The sequence below is a fragment of the Bacillus sp. es.036 genome (genome assembly GCF_002563635.1).
Taxonomy (GTDB): domain Bacteria; phylum Bacillota; class Bacilli; order Bacillales; family Guptibacillaceae; genus Guptibacillus.
The window spans coordinates 202,364-221,939 of the sequence record NZ_PDIZ01000001.1 but is presented as its reverse complement, the minus strand read 5'-3'; the positions used below and the strand labels follow the sequence as shown (position 1 = coordinate 221,939).

Below are 19,576 nucleotides of genomic sequence, written 5' to 3'. Positions count from 1 at the left end.
CATTTTAAACTAACTTTTCGTTTCTTATGACATATAAAGAGAAGCTTATTACGGATAAGCTCCTCACTCTATTTCTGCCTACTACATCGATGCTGAAGCAGCAGCTGCCTGGTCAGCCTTCACACAATCAATCGCCACAACGAGCGCAATGATCATCGTTTCCATCTCATCATCTAGGATTTGTACCTTGTAACTATCGCCCCAGGTGAACCATTCCTTGCCCACTTCCGCTATGATTTCACCATCCTGCAACACTTGGAAATCCATATCCCACCAATTACCATTCACTTCAATTCCTGCCGCATCAATGGTATAGCGTGCTTTCAAGAAAGAAAATTCCTTTTTGATAGTTAATATCTCCTGACCATTTACCTCCACAAAAAATTTGGGTAACAAGGTGAAGACTTTTTTCTCAATAAGAGCTACTTCCTCTCTTGAAGTATTCAGTATGGAGAAAGTCTTTGGCACTTGCATAAAGCTTCCTTCCACATAATAGCGATCGTTCTCTTGCTGATCTTTCACTGTATATTTCCCACTAAGACTGAAGACCTTCTGCTTGATATAAAGTTGCTTCATCTATTTGCCTCCCAATTGCCTTGCCTTTTACAATACTTACGAGTTAGGTGGATATTTCGTTCCTGCAATGCATGAAATAGTCAATTAAAACTTTTATCTCCTTTTTTCGCATGACAAATAGGATAACAATCAGGATTAAAACAATTAGAACTAGTGAGATGAATGCTATACTCATTCCGCCCATACCCACATGATCACTTCCTATCGAAAAATCCTCCTAATTTAATGAGTAACTTTTGTTCCAGTTTTTAATAAGTAAAAAAAGATTCAACACGACTAAAAAGCCTAAATGTAAGACAGGCGCGATTTGCAGTTGTGCTAGCGCGGGAGAATCATTTGCTAAATCAGTTCTAAACACTAGCAGATTAAATGAAAATGCCAGAATGAGAAACCCAATTGAAATTCCTTTAACACTATTCTTTTTTATAGAAGCTAAAAAAAGTGCGAAGAATAATGTTGCAATAAAAAACAACAGCTGTGAAAAAAGCGCTTCAGTCGTTGCAAAGGATACAGGAATATCCGATATGATTAACATTTTATAGGCAAATGAAATTAGACCAAACAATAACCCTAAAGACATAAAAATCACTGACATAGTTGCATTTGCAATTGATTTAATAAGAACATCCACCCTTTTCTAATTGAAGGAGCTATTAAACTTCTAACCACTCATTTCAAAGTATTGATTTAACCACCATATAAAAAGACTAATACTCAGGATTCCCCATGCTACTGTACTCACGACCCACCAAATAATAGACCGACTTGCTCGTGCACTTTCTTTACTTTCCCCATTTACTTTTATAGTAGCTAGCCTATTTTCCATCGTTTTCTTCATAGACATAAGGACAATCAATCCGATTGTACAGAAACCAATAATAACCCAAAGTGAAGCATACACCGGGATGCCTCCTCTAAATGTCGACATGTATTCCTTACAATCTCAAAAACCCTACTACCAATTATTTCAAAATACGAGTTGTAACTCAAGAAAAAGAAGCCCATCCAGGCTTCTTTTCGTAGTTATATCAACTTGCTAGGTGCGGCTCTTCCAAGAAAACCTTCTGCCTTAGCTTATTACTTCAATTTCACCTGCACGGGCTTGCTTTCCTGTGTACGAATGGTTTTCCGACTACTCTTTTGCAAAGCCGTACGTTTTATGTTGCTCGTTACATCGTGTATCATATCCCCCACATCATGAGCAGACTCGATTAATGGATCCACGGCTTCCATTTTTCCTTTAACATCATCGGAAATTTGGTTGGCGGTATGAATCAGTTCTTCTGCTTCATCTGTAATGCCGTTAACCGAATTCCGGACACCCGACAACGTCTCTTTTGTTTCTGCCAGTGTTGCCATCACTTTTCGTAACGTCAAAATCAAATAAACGACGAGAATCACAAACGCGGCGGCTACGACAACGGCACTCCATCCAAATATTGAGATCACTTCCCTTCTTTTCTCTAAGTCTATGAAGGTAAGTGGTCGGACATTCTTTTAGGTACAAGTTTTAGAGCTTCTGATTATACGAAGAGGTCGTACTAAACTGCTTCAAAAAAGAGAACTGATCTTATTGAAGATAAGCTCTCTTTCCTCACTATTTTGTAAAAGCTTCGCGAGAAGTTCCTTGCTAACCTTTCTCAGTAAACTCCAAAATATGAATACCCTCGGATGCTTTTGGTGCTTCAAAAAAGTTCGTCACATGATGAAATACCGCTTCCGTATCAAAAGCTGCTCTTTCAGGCTGTTCCTTACGCCTTTGTTCGATCTGACGTAAGCACTGCTCGTTAGATCGATTAAGATAAATTAATTGATGGTTTGCATTAATCTCAGATGCCAAATCCAAAAACCACTTCCGCTGTTTTTGAGTGTTCGCCGGAAAATCCATCACTACATCTGTCCCGACACTTAATATGTTTTGAACATGCTTTTTCAACAATGGCTTGAGTTGCGCTGAGAATGTTAAATAGTCATCAAATGAGGCAATCTGATTAGGATAAAGAGAGGAAAGCCATTCATCTTCAGACAAAAGTACCGCGTGATGATCGATTGCGAATTGTTTTGATTTAGTTGATTTTCCTGCACCCATTTTTCCACAGAAAAAGTAGAGCGTTCCCAATCCCCTCATGATTTTAGCCCCAATACTTATGTTTTATCTTCTAAAATAATTAAATAGTAAAAAGCGATTTATTACTCATTCCGAGTTAACTTACATTGATCTATTCATGATTGCGTCCTTAGCCACCTCATCCCCTCTAAAGTTAGGACATCGAACTTCAGATATCTCATATAGTCTTCTTTTAAATCGATTTATATAAATCGTTTTAAATATTCGCCAAATATTTTGTACATTACTTTGGGAGTGTTTTCTAAATAAACATTCATTTGTTCAATGTTTGAGCCGAATTTATCAGAGTTTCTTTCATCTGTTGGAAAATCAGATATTCCTTTAATAATAATACATTCAACATCATTCTTCTGACAGATATAAGCAATTGCACCCGCTTCTGTATCGGCTATTGTGATTTCGTTTGCTTTCAGTTCTAAATAGTCCTTCCACATAACGACTGCTTTATCAGCGGTGCCAATCGTTCCGGTATAGAAATCATCGCCATATTTTAATAGATCCATATTAACTATGAAGGATTGTTTAATCAGAGGCTCGACTTCTTTTACTGTGCAATCATATTGAACGGCTTCATTGGGTACAAAAATATCCAAATTACTGAACCTGTCATCTATTCCTGCACATGTTCCAGCAACGATTACTTTAGTCAAATTATATTTAGAAATCATATACTGATTACCACCAACACCATTTACTTTTCTTACACCAGTAATATAAAAAACAAGGTCGGTATCGTTAATTGTTCTTATGAAATACTCGCCATAAGAATAACCGAAACGTTCATTATCTTTTACGCCAAAATATTCCAATGCCGCTTCATATTCCCACTTCGTTGCTATACTTATTCCAATCATCAACTTATCATCCTATAAATAAAATTTGTCACTATTGAATGTCTCTACAAGGTCTCAATTTCATTTTCATCACTATCCTTCATACTCTATTCATCAACAATTCGTTATTACTATGTAAATTCCCTTTTTTACCAACTTGCCCTTAAACGACATGGAGCGCTTACATTTCATTAAACAAACGACTCCAAGATTATTAAATAACCTTTTCTAAATTACTATTTTCTTCACTAAAGAAAAAGCTGCTATTTATTCCTTTCAATACTAATCACGTCTTTTTTGGGAGTAAGATGATCCTTGTCTCCAATTGAAAAGTCAGACGTGTGACGATCTAACTCAACATATTGAATTACTTTACCACCGTTCACAAAAACCATAAGATAAATATCGTCTCTCATTTCGAGATTGCTCGGATCTTTGAAATTAAAACCTAATTGTTTTTCTATACTGCCTTGTGTACTGTACGGCGTGAAAAGAAACGCTTCTTCCCATTCGAAATTGGTAAGCGACTTAACCCTTATCTCACTCTGGTTTTTATCTGCCACAATCGTATGAATAGAATTTTCCAAGTCTTTATTACGTTGAATATTATTCTGATTACACCCTACTAATAACAGCAACAGTAAACAGAGAATAGAAATTGTATTCTTCAAATAAGCCCCCCTCACATAACGATGTCTATTTGATATTTAAAAATAGACTTTTTCACGAATTAAAAAGCACAATTTCTCTGCAAAACAAAATAGAGATAGTGAGCTTTTCAGTTAATTTGTTATTTTATTTGAACTAATATAAAACTGACTTTTTAGCTCAGCTATTTATTGAATTCATTAACTGGAAGAAGTATTCAGGTTTATGAGTTTTATTTAGGTTATACCATGATTGTAATCCATCTGGTGTAAATACATCTATTTTTTTCAGCACTTCCATCGCAAATTCCAGAGGAGCTATCCCTGTTGCAGTAACTAAATTCGCATCAGATACGGCAGATCCCAACTCATAAAACTTTTCTCCTTTATAGTTAGGACATACCATTTTAATATAGTCTAAGTTATTACTTGTATGCTTTCTACTATCTAAGCATCCCATATTCGCAAGGCCCTCAGTTGCACCACAAATTGCAGCTACAACAGTGCCAAGCTTTAAAGCTTGGCCAACTCTTTCCAAGATAGGTTGATGAATTTCTTCTTTCCAATTAGTCCCTCCTGGTAAAATTAAAAGATCATTACTCTCAAGCGTACACTCATTAAGGGAAATATCTGGCTTTATGCTCAGTCCTCCCATAGTAGTAATCATTTCTTTACTAGCTCCTACTGTAATGACTTTTAAAGGTGCTATACCTTTTTTGAAATATCTTCCTGAGTTTAGTTCAGCAATTAAATATCCATATTCCCAGTCCGACATTGTATTAAAAACATATAGAAAAACTTTTTTTGTTTGCACCCAAAAACACTCCCATCACATTTGATATAGCCAGTATAATAAAACTTCCCTGACAGTTAACGTCAGGGAAGTTATTTTACTTGATGAAATTCTATTAATTCCGACAGCACATCAACAAGTCGTTTCTTTAGACTGATTGGTTCAATCACTTTAATAGCTTGATTGTACGGTAAAAGTAAATAAGGTACATATGTATGAATCACATCTTTTTCAAGAAGAAAAACGGCTTGATTTGAAGTCCGTTCTTGTAAATAATGTCCTAAAAACCAATGTTGGCAAATATCTGCCAATACACTTTTATCCCCTTGAATAACCAATGAAATAATCCCTTCCTTATCTTCTATAGTTGGAAGAAGATTTTTCATAAAAAAGTTACGTGCTGAAAAATTTTCTGGTCGGTTAAACTTATTTTCGGTGAGCCTTAGACTTTCCATACGATCGACTCGAAAACTACGGATATCATTCCTAAGATGACAAAATCCAATCACATACCACTTATTATTCCAATAGATAATTCTGTACGGATCGACCAATCTATCATTTGATTGCTTTTCGCTACTTTTATGGTAAAGAATTTTTACTGAGTACCCTTCAGCTACGGCCTGCTCCAACTCTTTCAAAAGAGGTTCCACAGAGAGTGAACCTAATCGACTTATTACTTCTAGACTAGTTAAATGTTGGTTTATCTTTGTTTCCTGCTCTTGGCTTGAGTAGTTACTTAGTTTTGAAATAGCCCTATTTAATGCTTCCCCTCCATAATATCCGGCTTCTTCTGCAAAAACAGCAGCGTGATATAGTGACGTTTGCTCCTCAAAATCAAAAAAAAGAGGAGCCTCAATAAAATTGTTCAATAAAGAATATCCACCGTTATGTCCAGGTTCTGAAATGATTGGTACACCACTAGTTGAAATTGTATCAATATAACGATACACAGTCCTAATATTCATCTCTAACTTTTCTGAAATTTGTTTTGCGGTCATTTTTACACCTGAACGAAGCATCCATAGAATTGCTAACATATTGTCAATTTTCGGCATGTAATTCCACCTCTATATGAGATTTACTTTTTATTATGTATTTCCGATTTTTGGTGTTCCTTTCCGATATCTTTCTATACAATAGGATTATCTACATTAGTTAGGGGCCCTTTGATAAATAAATGCGGATTTATAAAACTAAGCCTTTTTCCCTGACGACCCCAGCGTATTCTTTATTTTTACTTCTCAAGTTTAAAAGCCATTCACCGTTCGCTCTATGTGAACTTCTACGTTTACTATAAACATAGAACAATCCCCACAAAAAAGCATCACTTAATACCAATTATTTCAAATCTGTACACAGAACTCAATCTCAACTTCATAATTAAAAGAGCCTATCTTATTAAAGATGAGCTCCGAGATTGTGGAAGACTTGCTTAGAGATAAATATTTTTTCTACTTTCCCCTCATAACTCTTTTAACTTCTCCACACCTTTCACATTGATCATTAGCTCTTGTAGAACCTTGCTCCCAATTCATATAATGATCTACAAATCCCAATCTAATATCCATTTAGTTTCCAGATTAATACCCACTCGCCTTATCGCTACAGAATATTGAACTTGTTGCCTATCTATATTCTGAAATACGGAATTCAGGAATGCTAGATCACTTAGTTGTTCTCGCCTTAACTGACTTGTTACCGTACACTCAACTGCCTTTTTTCACGATATACATATGATAGTGCGCATTGAATTCCGGGTAGTCAGTATAGCGGTCAGCAAGTACTTCCCACTCGTTTTCCGTCTCATCCATCACACGCTTCAAGTATGTCTCCCTCTTTTGCCCTTGCATCATAAAAATGGCCAACACCCCACCTTTTTTCAGCTCAGCAGCAATACGCTGGACCAGTTTCGTTTCGCTCTCGACATCCCTTTTATTAAAATGCAGCATCGAATCCAACAGGACAATATCGTGCTCCGCACCTACTGGGTACGTGTAAACATCTCCTACTTTCCCGGTCACGTTCAACTGCTCGTCACAGGCGACTTGATTCATTTGATCGAGCCCGACAGTGGAGATATCGACGCCTGTCACTGTGTACCTTAACCTTCCTAAGCTTAATGAATCTCTGCCTTGTCCGCATCCTAGATCTAGTACATGCCCTTTCGGTTCATACGCCTCAAAGAATTCCACGAGTCCAGGGTAGGGATTTCCGAAATAATGCTGTTCTTGATAATGCGTATCGTAGACTGGTTTCGTCATGATACTCCACCGCGTTCCCAATCTTCCATCGCCATTTCATGATTGATTTCAGCAGCGACTTCATACCCTTCACTCGCTGCCTTCAGCAATCCAGAGAACACATTCTTCGTGTCTCCGATAACATATAATCCCTTCACAGCAGTTTTCGCTCCTTCTTCAGTTTCGACTCCCCCCATGTCTGTATAGTCGACGCCAAAATGGTCGAGAGAAAACGCCTGGGATTCACCCGTATCCATGATAAATCCGCCAGATCGATGGTACGCCTCCCCTGACACCATCACGACCTGCTGGAGCTGACCCTCGGTTGAAATAAGTTCTTCAATCGCCTCTTCCACAAGCTCCACACCATGCCCTCGTAAATCTTTCCGGTCTTCTTCCGAAAGCGCTGTTGCACCGTTTGTAAAAACGATTAGATCCTGACTCCAGTTATAAATCAATTTTACGTAATGAATAAGCCAAGGTTCGTTTCCGAAAATCGCCAATGGCTCATCTTTCCGCTCCCAGCCGTCACAATACGGACATGGAAAAACTGTGGAGCCGTAAACGTCCTGTAGTCCTATGATCGCAGGCAGGTCCTCTCTCATCCCCGCTGCCACAACGACCCGCCGGCTTACATAGCTTTCCCCGTTATCTGTCTGAACGGTAAAAACGCCCTCTTCCTTTTCAAGTGCCGTAACCTTCGTTTCAACATAGCTTACCGTCGGATAAGCCTTGATTTCACTCAAACCGATCGACTTGAACGATTCAGGCTTCACACCGTCTCGTGTCAAATATCCGTGCGATGCATGCGTCACACGGTTCCGAGCAGCGTTGGCATCCAGTACAAGCACCTTCCGCTTTGATCGTCCAAACACAAGCGCTGAACTTAAGCCAGCAGCCCCTCCCCCTATTACAATCACTTCATATTGTTCCAACTTATCCTCTCCCCTTTCTAGCTTTCACACTTGCTGTTTTCGCTTCATACGTACCTTCCGCAACCCCTATTGGCAGTTCTCTCACCTGGTCTCCTAGATTTAGGACGACGAGAGAAGGAGGAGTCTTCATTTCATCCGCCACTTTCTCAGATGATGGAAATTCCTCCAAGAGCCCTCCTGGTGGAAGCTCGTCCTCATTTTTGACCAACCCAAGATACACGAGCAGACCGCCTTCCGCAAGCTGCTTTTCTAATCTTGAGAAAAGCATCTCCCGTTCCTCTTTCGAAAAATGGACAAACGAGAGAAGAACCAAATCAAACTTTCCTTCGCCCGTGTATTTGAGTGCATCGGCTATTTCCGCTTCGATCAAATATCCCTTTTCCCGAGAATGTTCCTCGATGAACTGAACAGCCGCCGGAGCAAAATCGACACTCGTCACGTTCCATCCCTGCTGCGCCAACCAAAAACTATTGCCGCCTTCCCCGGCACCGAGATCAAGCGCACGCCCTGCCGGAACAGCCTCCAGCCATTCAACAACCCGCTCATCTGGTCTGGTCCAACGCGTTTTGTTCTGTTGATATTCCTCGTCAAAACTCATGACAACAATCCCTTCTTAAATGTTCTCCATGCAAGCTCCGGGATCTCTCTAGGAGCCACCGTCCCGTTGTGCAACGTCTCCCAAGCCGTCAACAGCACCCCGTCATACATATGGAACACCCACGCATCTGGCATAGAAGAATCAATATGCCCTGCTTCCCTCATACGACCGATCAATTCATACAGCCCTTGGTTGACCTTTGAAAACTTGCACGTTTCCGGATCATGCTCTTCATGATGCCCATGCTCACGGAATAAAAGATGAAATCCTTGTTTTCCCGCATTCGTCTTAATAATCGATTCCATCTGCTCCAGCGGATCCTCAAATCTGTCTATCGATTCATTGAAAATAACTAACGTCCTTTCAATCAGCACCTCATGTATGGAAGAAAACAATCGCTCGCGGTTCTTGAAATAACGGTGAATCGTCATTCGACTTACGCTCGCCTGTTCCGCGATTGTCTCCATCGATGCGCTTTCGTCTTTTGAAAGAACATCAATTGCGACGTTCACGATGTTGGTTTGTGTTTTGTTCATTTCTTCACCCCTCGACGTTACAACTATGTAACACATTGTACAAATAAGTAACGTTATAGTCAATAAAAAAGCAGGCACTCGTTCAGAATGCCTGCTTTTTTGAGAATGGTTTCTATACGAAACCCTTTCTCTACACCAAATATATGTACCCCGCCCTTACACGGAAAAATATCCAAATCAGAGGTTTTTAGTCCTGATCCAACTTCTAAGGAAGGTTTATTTTTTATTTAAACCATCGCTCTGAGATTGTGAAATAAATATAAAAAATCATTTTATTTCAACATCAAAATAGGTTAATTATCTTTATTGGTAATAACTGCGCCAGTTTTGGCATCGATGTACCGAATTGGCCTCCTAGAATGCCGATCACATGCTTGATAAACAAGGATATAGGATTCTGTTTCACTAGCATAATCTTTATTCCAAACTAATTCAAAATCCAAATTATTGATAAAGATTTCACTTGCTTCTTTTTTAGATATCACCGGTTCAACAGGAACTCGGTTCAATTGTTCTAGATCAAAACTCGGTCCGCTATAATGATCAACCTGTCCTGTTTGACGATTAACAGCAACCACAACTAATTCTAGTTGAATTGGTATACCATGACTATTATACATATGGAAGGTAAATGATTCTTTCGTTGAAGAATCGTCCTCATCTTCCTCATTTTGTTGAACGATTAGTTGCAGGTACTGATAATAATCTGGAGCGATCATTTGTAAAAAAGCAATGGCTTTTTGATAACATTCCTCACGACTAAGACGTAGAAGACCACTTCGTTCATTAAACCACATAAAGCTTCGGACTTTACCAGTTTTCTTTGAAATGAAGGCTTTAACTGTATCTCCTGACTGTGTTGTGAAAAAGCCATTTATAGACAAATCTTTTTCCTTCTCCCCCCAATTACGATCACGCCAAACTATACCTGTTTCTTCTCCCATATCTACTTCTCGAATGACTTCCATCTTCTCGGTAATACCAATGATATCTTCAATAGATAAATCTTTATGTACTGTTGTATTCGAATGAGGAGGAGGCGAGACATAAGTTTGCGGCACGTCTTCGTCATGTACAATCGTTAACGTTGGTTTCAAAACATCCGCTTTATATTTCATAAAATATTGCTCAGATTCATACACAAGGCAAAGTCCATCTTCTGCTACATTATGAATATCCATATACAAATTTACAATTGTCAGTTGAAAATCAAGACTGTTTTGTACGTGCTTAACCAATTTCTCTTTTGAAATCAACATTTCGGGAATTTCAGGAGCCGTTTTCACACCTTCATATGTAAAAGTAACAATACCTCCTCCAGAGTCTACATCAATATAACAACCTGCATGTTCTAACGGTAAGTTCATTACGAGTTGTGCATAGTAAAAACGGTCTGCACCAGTAAGTTCTTTTGAATTATAATAGGTTAAATCTTTTAATGCTGCAGGATAATGGCTAAGTAAAAATTGTTCTGCATATTCTCTTTTTTGCTCTTTATTTAGAGGGACTACATTTGAATATATATCATTCATCTCAATTGATAGCCTTGTCAAATTTCCAGAGGAATCCAGATTTAACGTAATACCCTCATCTTGGCCTTCATTTGCCCATAAAAACATCGCTTTCTCTTCTCCATTCTCTCCCTCAACATACTCCTCTATGAGAGGCTGAAAATGGCTAGGAATTTGAACCAGAGATTTTGCACGCTTCTTTAATTCTTCTTTTAGCAAGTAAGTCACCTCTGTTATATTGATATCTTTCCACATCTCCAATATTTGATTACAAAACGGATGAATTGATATACCTTCTTGCATTATTCCATTAAACTGTAAATCCCCCATATCTTCAATACCAAATATTCCAAATTTTTGCTAACGGCTCAATCTTTTCTTTCGCACTAAAAGGAGCCTATCTTATTAAAGATAAGCTCCGAGATTATGTAATATCTCATTATGGATATTAAATATTTTCTTCTTGCTTCAAATGATTATCTTGAACCTTTTTAAAAAAGGCTTGGAGTTTTGTTAACTCATCAGGATAACCTCTTGAGGTAAATGTATCTCTGTCTTTGTGTGAAATAATATAAACAGGAATAGATTTGAATAAAGCGAACGGTTCTTTCTTTTCCTTTATATCAGTAACATCTTTATAATACACTTCTCGAAAAACAGGTAATTCTTGAGCCAATTCTCCATAGAATAAAATTCGTAGATTAGTAGATGCCAGTACGCCTTTAACCGGTACTCCTGAAGTAGAAGCATTACCAGCTAGTCCAGAAAATCCACTTTCAGCTTTGTAATGAGTCATAATACTATCTTCAATTATTTCATCAACAATGAGATGTTGTTGTATTCCTGCTAATGCCTGTTTTTTAGATAACAATTTAAAAACCTCCTCCAATTTGAACATATTACCAATAGTAACATAATTACTCAATATTCAGTCAAAAAGATAGAAATGACATTATTATCTCGAAACTGAGTCTTCAACAATCCTGCCCGGATTACGGAACACTACTAACCCCTCATTTCAAATAATACACCCTAGCCATTTTCCCTCCATGCTTTTCTCCACTTCCAATCAGAAATTCTTTCCCTCTCTGAAAACCAATCTTCTCGAGAAGACGGACAGATCCTCTATTTTCAATAAGACAGCACGTTTCAAAGCTTTTAAATCCTAACTCATTTCTACCAAAGTCTACGGCTTGTTCAGCAGCTTGTGTTCCAACTCCCTTCTTCCAAAAGGGAGGAGCCACCCAATAATCGATTGCGCCGATATCACCTTGTTCACGTCTAACGGAAATGCTTCCTGCAAATTCACCATCAGCTATGATTGCGAAGGGGTAGTGATTTTCTGCCTGATGTTCTTCCGAAACCATCTCATACCATTCTCTTGCTCCATTTGTTGGGTAAGGTTCTGGTACATTTGTCATTCTCGAAACACCTTCTATGGATAAGTAATGTTGAATATGTGGAAGATCCTCTTCTTTAATCAGTCGAAGAGTTACATTCATTTACTCATCTCCCTTCACAATGTGGTTTTGTAAGACCTCTTCTTTTGAAACATCATATCGCTAAATGCAATACCCGCTGCTAGCCCAAAGGAAGTAAACAATTGATACCCGTTAATACTGGAGGAAGTGAGTAATGAGACGAGCACGTGAATACCGCTTAGCCCGGCAAACCATTTGATAAATGTACCGACTCTCTCCTTCCTTTCGTACTTGTTTAGCTTTGTCGTATTCCATACCGCCATAACAAGGAAGTACAGAATGGACAGGAAAAAGTAAGCTAAACACCCAATAATTACTTCTGTGCCATATGGATAGGAATCATTCCAATACACAGAGTAGGCCATTACAACTAAACTCAATAGCATCAAGCTAAATAAAAGTAATGACAGTCGATTTGCTTTTTTCATTTTTTAGAGCGCCCCTCTTTCAATAATGCTCATCATCTATTTCCATTTTTTCACTTCCAGGCAGCTTTGTCATCTGTTTTTAAAAATGACTATTGATTAACGCAAAAAAAAGGCTAAAGATACACCTTCAGCCTTTTAACAATTACAACTTATCATAAAACGTTCCATTCAATAGAAGCACGATGTCTCCCAGGGCGCCGATACAAAAAAAGATAAAATAATAGCTTGCTTTGGTTATCGATTTGTTGAAAAGCTCTTGAAAAGCTTGAATAAATAGCTGTTCAAATTTAAACCAGCTTAAAATCCAAGCTATAAGTAAGAAGCTAACGATTGTCATGGTCTACTTTCCTCCTACTTAAATCAACGCGATTATCCCTTCATTTTATCATACGTCTCTAAGTATTTATTCTGTACAAAAAAGCCGTTTAGTCAGAAGCAAATCTCGACTAAACGGCTTTCACGGGCTATTCTTTTTGATCTGTAATCAACATATGCCCCGGCGCATGCGTGATCATGATCTCTGGTTTTACGTTCAAGCCAACATACTGAGGTGTGACTCCGCACGCCCAGAACACGGGGATTCGTTCTTCTTCATCAAAAGGAGGGAATTCTCCGTAATCCGGTTTTTCAATGTTTTTAATTCCAATCTCAGAAGGATGACCAACGTGGATAGGTGCACCGTGCGCATGAGGGAACTTTGATGTAATCGCAATGGTTTCATCAAGTTCTTCTTTTCGAATCGCTCTCATGCTAACGACCATATTCCCGTTAAACTGCCCCGCTTCTTCGCAAGGGATGTTTGTTTGATACATTGGCACTACAAGATCCATTTCCTGGTGAAGTAGACTGATGCCGCGTTCCACAAGCGCTTTCTCAAATGTAAAGCTGCATCCTAATAGGAACGTGACATAGTCATCTTGCCAAACGTCCTTAAGATCAAGCGGCTCCTGCTCCAATTCCCCATTTTTATAAATGCGATATTTCGGAAGATCCGTTCGAATGTCTGCATCCGCAATGCGAGGTGTGACCTGACCCGCTTCAAGAACATCCACAATCGGACAGGGCTTCGGATTGCGCTGACAAAACAAGAGAAACTCGAAAGCGTACTTTGAAGGTAGTGTAATCATATTCGCCTGCAAGTAGCCATCACATACGCCTGATGTTGTGCCACTTTCAAGATTGTCGCGATACTTTAGTCGCTGTGTATGAGGCGTTTCCATTAGACCATCTCCTTAAGTTCATAGATTTCAAGAAACTTTGTATTAAAATCGCCTTCTACAAACTTCTCATGGTTGAATAATCTCTGATGGAACGGAATCGTTGTTTTTACGCCTTCGATCTTGAATTCACTTAGCGCACGCTTCATGCGCTGCATCGCTTCTGTCCGAGTTGCGCCGTATGTAATCAGCTTCGCTACCATCGAATCATAGAATGGCGGGATTACGTATCCTGGATAAACGGCCGAATCCACTCGAACGCCAAAGCCACCTGGCGGGAGATACGTTTCGACTTTTCCTGGAGAAGGCATAAAGCCGTTATCCGGATCTTCTGCGTTAATGCGACACTCGATCGACCATCCGCTCATCTCCACTTCCTCTTGCGTAAGGGATAGTCGTTCGCCGTCAGCGATTTTAATCTGTTCTTTAATTAAATCAACACCCGTGACCATTTCCGTGACAGGATGTTCGACCTGAATGCGCGTATTCATTTCCATAAAATAATAGTTTCCATCCTGGTCATAGATAAATTCGACTGTTCCAGCGCCGCCATAATTAACGGCTTTCGCTGCTCGAACAGCGGCTTCTCCCATTTCCGATCGAATCGATTTTGTTAGGGCAGGAGATGGCGTTTCCTCGACAAGCTTTTGCATCCGTCTTTGAATCGAGCAGTCGCGCTCCCCGAGGTGAATCACGTTGCCATAAAGATCCGCAAGCACTTGAATTTCAATATGACGAAAGTCTTCGATAAACTTTTCCATATAAACACCAGGATTGCCGAATGCCTTTTCTGCTTCCTGCTGGGTCATGTTAATCGCTTTAATTAGTTCTTCTTCTTCTCTTACAACGCGAATCCCCTTACCGCCACCGCCTGCTGTTGCTTTAATGATGATCGGGAACCCCATGTCATTAGCTAGTTCAAGCGCTTCTTCTTTGCTTTGAATAATGCCTTTTGAACCTGGAACAACCGGGACGTTCGCATCTTGCATCGTCTTTCTTGCGACATCCTTGATCCCCATTTGACGAATCGATTCTTTGCTTGGACCGATAAAAGCAATGTTACAATCCTCACACATCTCAGCAAAGTCCGCATTTTCAGCAAGAAAGCCATAGCCTGGGTGAATGGCATCAACGCCACTATTCGTAGCAATTGTCATGATATTTCCTACGTTTAAGTAGCTATCGCTAGAGGATGTAGGACCGATACAATAACGTTCATCTGCTAATTGCACATGCAAGGCATCACGATCTGCTTCAGAATAGACGGCGACGGCAGTTAAATCTAGCTCATGACAGGCACGAATAATTCGCACAGCAATTTCACCGCGATTTGCAATCAGTACTTTTTTGATTCCCATGTGATTCCCTCCTAAGCTGGTTTGACAATAAAGAGCGGTTGGCCAAATTCAACAAGATCTCCGTTTTCTACTAAAATTTCAGTGATTTCACCGTTCACATCTGCCTGCACATCGTTAAACATTTTCATCGCTTCCAGACAACAAACGACGGTTTCTTCCTTCACCGCATCTCCTACTTGAATAAAAGCTGGATCATCCGGAGAAGGGGATGAATAGAACATGCCAACCATAGGGGCTTTCACCGTGTGTGCTTCAGGTGTCTCCTGCGGCGCCTCCACCTCAGGAGTTAGATCCTCCTGTCCTCGCTCTGCAACAGCGATTGGAACCTGGGCTTCCTGTGGTTCCCTTTTCTCACTCTCCGGATTCTGATTTTTCACCTTAACGACAAAGCTATCATGCTCGTAATGCACTTCATCAACTGTTGACCCATCGACATATTTAATAATCTCAATGATTTCTTTTGAACTTAACATGCTGTGTCCTCCCTTTATCTCACAGATACTTTTTCTAACGTTCGAAGAAAACGATCATTCGTTTCAAATACTTCCTGAGCTTCCTCAACGGTCACTTCACGAAAATGGATTGTACAACCTGGCATCGCTTGCGCTAAATACGGAATATCACTTGAGATGACCGTGGCAATTCTCGTATAGCCACCGGTCGTTTGCCGATCTGACATCAGAATAATTGGATCACCGTTTGCCGGAACCTGAATCCCGCCAAGCGGAATCGCTTCCGAAATGATATCAGCAGACGTTGCGTGCTCCACCTTTTCCCCTTTTAAACGAAAGCCCATTCGATCGGACTGAGGCGTTACCTCATATGGTGTTGAAAGGAATGTTTGAACCCCCTCCTCCGTAAATGCAGACTGGTGCGGTCCAAGTACAACACGGACGGTTAATTCTTTTTTATAAGAAGGAACTTCATCCGGATGAAGAGCACGTCCGCTGATTCCTTTTACCTTTCCAGAAGTTTGAAGGACATCTCCTTTTACAAGTGCTCGTCCTTCGACGCCACCAATTCCAGCTTTCAAATAGGTCGACTTACTTCCCATCACAAGCGGTACATCATAACCACCTGCGACACTAATATATGAACGAGCACCAGAGAGAGGCTGACCAAACTCCAGCCGATCGCCTTCTTTCACAGTAAAACTTTTCCACATTGGTGCTTTTTCTCCGTTCACTTTCGGTGAAAGATCGCCGCCGCAAATAGCAATCACTGCATCATCAAGCACATCGAAAGCTGGCCCCATAACCGTGATTTCAAGAACAGCTTCATCGCCTTTGTTTCCTACAAGGAAATTCGCAACGTTCATTGAAAAAGGATCCATTGCACCGGATACAACAATTCCGTATTGTTGGTAGCCTTTCCTTCCACTATCCTGAATTGTTGAAAGTAAGCCGGATTTTCTAACTTTAAAAATTGGTCTAGACATGGGCATTCACTCCAACCCGCTGAATATGAATGCCTTCATCCATAAGGCGCTCTCTTAACTGTTGTACAAACTTCAGGGCTTCAGGCTCATCGCCATGCACACAAATCGTATCGGCTTGAATGGCAATGTCTTCTCCATTTACGGCTTTCACCTGCTGCTCATTGATCATGCGAATGACACGCTCAACCGCTTGATCGGCATTGTGGATCATGGCGTTCGGTTCAGACCTTGGTGTGAGGGTACCGTCAGGCTGATACGTACGATCTGCAAAAACTTCCTGCGCAACCGTTAGTCCTCGCTCTCGTCCTGCCTTAATCAGTTCACTCCCTGCTAAACCATACAAGATCAGCTCAGTGTTCACTGCATAGACAGCGTTTGCAATCGCTTTTGCAATGGCTGGATCTTTCGCTGCTAGATTATAAAGCGCTCCGTGCGGTTTCACATGGTGGACTTTTGTTTGGTGAACATTCGCAACACCCTGAATGGCCCCAATCTGATAAGCAACGAGGTTGAACACCTCTTCAGGTGACAGTTTCATCTCACGCCTGCCGAATCCTCCAAGGTCAGGAAATCCCGGATGTGCACCAATGCTAACGCCAAGCTCTTTCGCTAGTCCCACTGTCTTCATCATGACATTGTGGTCGCCTGCATGATATCCGCAGGCAATGTTTGCTGATGAAATAAATTCGAGTACATTCTCATCGTTTCCAATCATGTAAGCTCCAAAGCTTTCTCCCAAATCGCTATTTAAATCAACCGACTTCATGTACGCTCACCTTCTTTTCTTCGGTTTCGACTTCATATTCTCCACGTTTAATCGCTTCTTTTATGTTTAAAAACTCTTCTTTACTAATCGGAACAAACCGCAAATAATGACCTGACTCGAGTAAAATCGGTCTCTCTCCTGTTGGGTCATATAGTTTAACAGGAGTTTGCCCAATAAGTTGCCAGCCTCCAGGCGATTCAAGTGGGTAGATCCCTGTTTGTGCTCCAGCAATCCCAACGGATCCTGGTTCAATTTCAGCACGCGGATTTTCACGTCTCGGCGTTGCAATTTCTTCCGGCATTCCCCCTAGATAAGGAAAGCCGGGAACAAATCCCATCATATAAATGAGATAATCTTTATTGGCGTGAATCGAGATCACTTCTTCTTCACTCAATCCATTATGTTCCGCTACATACGCTAAATCTGAGCCGCCATAATAAGTTGGGATGATATAAACAAGAGAAGCAGCATCTGCTTCTCTTCCATGTTGTTGTTCTTTCATCTCTTCTAGCTTTTCTTTCAACGTATGATAAGAAATTTTATTCGGCAAATAATAGATCGTTAGCGTTGTATACGCTGGTACCCATTCCACAACTCCGTCAATCGGATGTTGCGCTAACTCATTAGCAAACATTCTAATTCTTTGATTCGTTTCTTCTGAAATCTCGGTACCAAATACAAGCTGAATGCCTGTATCCCCAAGAGGATAATAATCAAGTTTCACACATGTTCCTCCTAATCATTAAGAAAAAAGCTGTGGTACTTTATCAATTAGCGTCACGATCGCTAAGTAAGCGGTAATAAGGAAGACAAAACCGCCAAAGATCGTGAGCCATAGCGGATGTTTGTAGTCTCCGACAATGGATTTCTTATACGCCGCTACAAGAAGCGTTCCAAGAGCAACGGGCAAAATCAATCCATTAAAAGCTCCGGCAAGGATCAGTAACAGAACCGGTTTACCGATAAACGCGAAAATGATGGTTGATACGGCGATAAACCCAATCGTTACACCTGAGTGATGACGATCCACTTTTTTGGATAACGTTCTAAGGAACGAAACGGATGTATACGCCGCACCAACGACTGACGTAATTCCTGCTGCCCAAAGAACAACACCAAACATTTTATATCCGACTGCTCCAGCTGCTTGTTGGAAAACAGATGCTGGTGGGTTTGCTGGGTCTAGTTTAAACCCTGTGGCCACAACACCTAACACCGCTAGGAATAAAAAGACGCGCATAATCGACGCAATTAGAATGCCTGAAACCGAGCTTTTCGTTACCTGATGTAAATTCTCTTTCCCTGAAATACCTGCATCAAGTAAACGGTGTCCACCAGCAAACGTGATATAGCCTCCTACTGTTCCACCTACGAGTGTAATAATCGCAAAAACATCGATTTTATCTGGTGCAAATGTATGAACAATCGCATCTCCGACTGGCGGATTACTTTGAAAAGCAACGTACAATGTTAGTAAAATCATAATTCCACCGAGGATGCGTGCGATTTTATCCATCGCTACTCCTGCTTCTTTTGAAAGGAAAATCCCGATTGTAATGACTCCGGTAATCGCTGCGCCAATCCGTGGATCAATGCCGAAGAGAACGTTCATCCCAAGTCCTGCCCCACCGACGTTACCGATATTAAAAGCCAGTCCGCCAAGTGCTACTGCGAACGCGAGAAAATAACCGAGTCCAGGAACAACCATGTTCGCGATGTCTTGTCCCTTTTTCTTAGAAACAGCAATAATCCGCCAGATGTTCGCTTGAACCCCGATATCTAAAATAATTGACATTAAAATAACAAATCCAAAGCTTGCGAGTAGCTGCTCAGTAAAGACAGCCGTTTGTGTTAAAAAGCCTGGTCCGATTGCAGATGAGCCCATTAAGAAGGCGGCACCGAGGATAACGCCCCATTTGCTTTTCGTTGGACCGCCCTCTAACTCTGTTGGCTTTTGCTTTTCAATACCCATCAAATTCCCCCTTTTTCTATATGATTCATTCTTTGCTTGAATCGATGCGTTTTTTCTCTTACCTCTACGATATCACGTAATTTTCAGATAATTTTATAAGATTCCGCACAAAAAAA

The 19,576-nt window shown here is 40.4% G+C and carries 25 protein-coding genes; all 25 read right to left on the bottom strand.

Annotation, left to right across the window (positions count from 1 at the left end):
• Positions 1-81: 81 nt before the first annotated feature.
• The gene (locus ATG70_RS01145) at positions 82-576 is read right to left on the bottom strand and encodes an LURP-one-related/scramblase family protein (RefSeq protein ID WP_098442557.1); all 495 of its coding nucleotides are present in this window, start codon (positions 574-576) and stop codon (positions 82-84) included.
• Positions 577-793: 217 nt separating this feature from the next.
• A complete protein-coding gene (locus ATG70_RS01140) occupies positions 794-1,207 on the bottom strand; it encodes a hypothetical protein (RefSeq protein WP_142329530.1) in 414 nt (137 codons plus the stop codon).
• A gap of 30 nt (positions 1,208-1,237) precedes the next feature.
• Positions 1,238-1,477, bottom strand: a complete 240-nt coding sequence (locus ATG70_RS01135) for a hypothetical protein (protein WP_098442555.1) — start codon at positions 1,475-1,477, stop codon at positions 1,238-1,240.
• A 176-nt stretch (positions 1,478-1,653) separates the two neighbouring features.
• Positions 1,654-2,025 (bottom strand): DUF948 domain-containing protein, encoded by a 372-nt coding sequence (locus ATG70_RS01130; protein ID WP_179886132.1) that lies wholly within the window; start codon positions 2,023-2,025, stop codon positions 1,654-1,656.
• Positions 2,026-2,206: 181 nt separating this feature from the next.
• Complete coding sequence (locus ATG70_RS01125; RefSeq protein ID WP_098442553.1) at positions 2,207-2,704, bottom strand: AAA family ATPase; 498 nt, start codon at positions 2,702-2,704, stop codon at positions 2,207-2,209.
• A 182-nt stretch (positions 2,705-2,886) separates the two neighbouring features.
• The gene (locus ATG70_RS01120) at positions 2,887-3,558 is read right to left on the bottom strand and encodes a 5'-methylthioadenosine/S-adenosylhomocysteine nucleosidase family protein (RefSeq protein ID WP_098442552.1); all 672 of its coding nucleotides are present in this window, start codon (positions 3,556-3,558) and stop codon (positions 2,887-2,889) included.
• Positions 3,559-3,800: 242 nt separating this feature from the next.
• Complete coding sequence (locus ATG70_RS01115) at positions 3,801-4,208, bottom strand: hypothetical protein (protein WP_257147577.1); 408 nt, start codon at positions 4,206-4,208, stop codon at positions 3,801-3,803.
• Between the two features lie 157 nt (positions 4,209-4,365).
• Positions 4,366-4,998 carry a type 1 glutamine amidotransferase family protein gene (locus ATG70_RS01110; RefSeq protein WP_098442551.1) on the bottom strand — a complete coding sequence of 211 codons (633 nt, stop codon included), beginning with the start codon at positions 4,996-4,998 and terminating at the stop codon, positions 4,366-4,368.
• A 71-nt stretch (positions 4,999-5,069) separates the two neighbouring features.
• A complete protein-coding gene (locus ATG70_RS01105; protein WP_098442550.1) occupies positions 5,070-6,035 on the bottom strand; it encodes a helix-turn-helix transcriptional regulator in 966 nt (321 codons plus the stop codon).
• 651 nt (positions 6,036-6,686) lie between these two features.
• Positions 6,687-7,241, bottom strand: coding sequence for a class I SAM-dependent methyltransferase (locus tag ATG70_RS01100; protein WP_098442549.1), 555 nt, complete (start codon positions 7,239-7,241; stop codon positions 6,687-6,689).
• Positions 7,238-8,155, bottom strand: coding sequence for an NAD(P)/FAD-dependent oxidoreductase (locus tag ATG70_RS01095; protein WP_098442548.1), 918 nt, complete (start codon positions 8,153-8,155; stop codon positions 7,238-7,240). The genes ATG70_RS01100 and ATG70_RS01095 overlap by 4 nt, the downstream gene beginning before the upstream one ends.
• Position 8,156: 1 nt before the next feature.
• Positions 8,157-8,753, bottom strand: a complete 597-nt coding sequence (locus tag ATG70_RS01090; RefSeq protein WP_098442547.1) for an SAM-dependent methyltransferase — start codon at positions 8,751-8,753, stop codon at positions 8,157-8,159.
• Positions 8,750-9,289 carry a TetR/AcrR family transcriptional regulator gene (locus ATG70_RS01085; RefSeq protein ID WP_179886131.1) on the bottom strand — a complete coding sequence of 180 codons (540 nt, stop codon included), beginning with the start codon at positions 9,287-9,289 and terminating at the stop codon, positions 8,750-8,752. Before ATG70_RS01085 ends, ATG70_RS01090 begins: the two co-directional genes overlap by 4 nt.
• Positions 9,290-9,582: 293 nt before the next feature.
• Complete coding sequence (locus ATG70_RS01080; protein WP_257147576.1) at positions 9,583-11,130, bottom strand: DUF4901 domain-containing protein; 1,548 nt, start codon at positions 11,128-11,130, stop codon at positions 9,583-9,585.
• Positions 11,131-11,248: 118 nt separating this feature from the next.
• The gene (locus tag ATG70_RS01075; RefSeq protein ID WP_098442545.1) at positions 11,249-11,671 is read right to left on the bottom strand and encodes a hypothetical protein; all 423 of its coding nucleotides are present in this window, start codon (positions 11,669-11,671) and stop codon (positions 11,249-11,251) included.
• Between the two features lie 142 nt (positions 11,672-11,813).
• Positions 11,814-12,302 (bottom strand): GNAT family N-acetyltransferase, encoded by a 489-nt coding sequence (locus tag ATG70_RS01070; RefSeq protein ID WP_098442544.1) that lies wholly within the window; start codon positions 12,300-12,302, stop codon positions 11,814-11,816.
• Positions 12,303-12,316: 14 nt separating this feature from the next.
• The gene (locus tag ATG70_RS01065; protein ID WP_098442543.1) at positions 12,317-12,709 is read right to left on the bottom strand and encodes a hypothetical protein; all 393 of its coding nucleotides are present in this window, start codon (positions 12,707-12,709) and stop codon (positions 12,317-12,319) included.
• A 142-nt stretch (positions 12,710-12,851) separates the two neighbouring features.
• Positions 12,852-13,046, bottom strand: coding sequence for a hypothetical protein (locus tag ATG70_RS01060; protein ID WP_098442542.1), 195 nt, complete (start codon positions 13,044-13,046; stop codon positions 12,852-12,854).
• 127 nt (positions 13,047-13,173) lie between these two features.
• Complete coding sequence (locus ATG70_RS01055; protein WP_098442541.1) at positions 13,174-13,929, bottom strand: putative hydro-lyase; 756 nt, start codon at positions 13,927-13,929, stop codon at positions 13,174-13,176.
• Positions 13,929-15,284: an acetyl-CoA carboxylase biotin carboxylase subunit gene (accC, locus tag ATG70_RS01050; protein ID WP_098442540.1), complete on the bottom strand. Its 1,356-nt coding sequence runs from the start codon at positions 15,282-15,284 to the stop codon at positions 13,929-13,931. The genes ATG70_RS01055 and accC overlap by 1 nt, the downstream gene beginning before the upstream one ends.
• 11 nt (positions 15,285-15,295) lie before the next feature.
• Positions 15,296-15,757: an acetyl-CoA carboxylase biotin carboxyl carrier protein gene (gene accB, locus ATG70_RS01045; protein WP_098442539.1), complete on the bottom strand. Its 462-nt coding sequence runs from the start codon at positions 15,755-15,757 to the stop codon at positions 15,296-15,298.
• A gap of 14 nt (positions 15,758-15,771) precedes the next feature.
• A complete protein-coding gene (locus tag ATG70_RS01040; RefSeq protein ID WP_098442538.1) occupies positions 15,772-16,722 on the bottom strand; it encodes a biotin-dependent carboxyltransferase family protein in 951 nt (316 codons plus the stop codon).
• Positions 16,715-17,488, bottom strand: a complete 774-nt coding sequence (locus ATG70_RS01035; RefSeq protein WP_098442537.1) for a LamB/YcsF family protein — start codon at positions 17,486-17,488, stop codon at positions 16,715-16,717. Before ATG70_RS01035 ends, ATG70_RS01040 begins: the two co-directional genes overlap by 8 nt.
• Positions 17,475-18,212, bottom strand: a complete 738-nt coding sequence (pxpB, locus tag ATG70_RS01030; protein WP_098442536.1) for a 5-oxoprolinase subunit PxpB — start codon at positions 18,210-18,212, stop codon at positions 17,475-17,477. The genes ATG70_RS01035 and pxpB overlap by 14 nt, the downstream gene beginning before the upstream one ends.
• Positions 18,213-18,230: 18 nt before the next feature.
• Complete coding sequence (locus ATG70_RS01025; RefSeq protein WP_098442535.1) at positions 18,231-19,460, bottom strand: NRAMP family divalent metal transporter; 1,230 nt, start codon at positions 19,458-19,460, stop codon at positions 18,231-18,233.
• Positions 19,461-19,576 lie beyond the last annotated feature (116 nt).